This is a genomic window from Actinoplanes sp. NPDC051633, from assembly GCF_040681735.1.
GTDB lineage: Bacteria > Actinomycetota > Actinomycetes > Mycobacteriales > Micromonosporaceae > Actinoplanes.
In genome coordinates this window covers 1-1297 of record NZ_JBFAZH010001667.1, presented here as the reverse complement: position 1 = coordinate 1297, position 1297 = coordinate 1, and the positions used below count along the sequence as shown (strand labels likewise).

General features: G+C 69.5%; 1 protein-coding gene and 1 pseudogene. Both read right to left on the bottom strand.

The annotated features are described in order from the left end of the window. Positions 1–1050, bottom strand: a 1050-nt coding sequence (locus AB0M20_RS44135) for a cytochrome P450 (protein WP_364307527.1), incomplete at its 3' end; no start/stop codon positions are given. Between the two features lie 26 nt (positions 1051–1076). Then, positions 1077–1297: pseudogene (locus AB0M20_RS44130) on the bottom strand (cytochrome P450); the annotation flags it as partial.

The following is a 1297-nucleotide window of genomic DNA, read 5'->3' as shown; positions in this document are numbered from 1 at the left end:
GCCCTCCACCCGGGCCAGCATCGCGCCCAGGCAGAAGTGGATCCCGCGGCCGAGGGCCAGATGAGCGCCGGCGTTCCGGCCGGGATCGAAGGTATCCGGGTCGGCGAACGCGCGCGGGTCGCGGTTCGCGGCGCCCAGCCAGATCAGGAGCATCTGGTCGGCGGGGATCGTCTCGCCGCCGAGTTCGACCTCGCGGGTGGTGACCCGGCTCAGCGAGGCGGACGGGGTGAGGAACCGCATCGACTCCTCGATCACCGCCGGAACGAGCGACCGGTCGGCCCGGACCTGCTTCTGCAGATCGGGGAACTCGTCCAGGCACAGCACGGTGTTGCCGATCATCATGAAGGTATTCAGATGCCCGGCGATCAGCAGCCCGACCGTGAAGTTGACCACCTGGTCGTCGGTCAGGGGCGCCGCGACGATCTCGGTCAGCAGATCCTCGCGCGGCCTGCGCCGGCGCTCCGCCGCATGCTCGGCGACGTAGGCCTTGAACCGCAGCAGGCTGTCCGCGTGCTTCTCCACCTCCCGCTTCCGCTCCTCGCTGCGCTCCAGCTGCGAGGGCTGATGATCGCGCTCGAACATCCCGGCTATCCACTCCCGGAACAGGCTGCGGTCCTCCCGAGGGAGGCCGAAGATGTCACAGGTCACGATCGACGGCAGCGGGTACGCGAGGTCGGCGACGAGCTCGATCCGGTCCGGACCGGCCTGGTCGAGCAACTCGTGGGTCAGCGCCGCGATCCGGGGTTCGAGACGGGCCACGGCTTTGGGGGAGAAGGCGCCGCTGATCAGCTTCCGCAGCCGGGTCAGCTCGGGCGGATCCATCAGCGAGAGCAGCCCGTCCATGGAGACGTCCTGGCCGCCGGACCGGGGCCGCCGGTGTTCGGGGGTGATCCGGAGGATGTCGGCGGAGTAGCTGCCGGGATCGGCGAGGATCTCCTGCACCTCGAGGTGGCCGTAGACGTGCCACAGACCGGCCGGCCCGTCGTAGCGGACGGGCTTGCCGGGGTGCTCCCCGCGTAGCCAGAACTGCGCCTCGTGGGTCCTCCACATGCTGGTTCCTCCCCATGTGCCGGCCGTCAGCCGAGGCTCACCGGCAGCTTCCTCAACCCGGTCAGCAGGATTGCGGGCAAGAACTCCGGCGGGTCGTCCGGGATCGTGCTCAGCGTCTTGTAGCGGTCGAACATGATGTTGAGCACCACCTCGCCCTCCACCCGGGCCAGCATCGCGCCCAGGCAGAAGTGGATCCCCCGGCCGAGGGCCAGATGAGCGCCGGCGTTCCGGCCGGGATCGAAGGTAT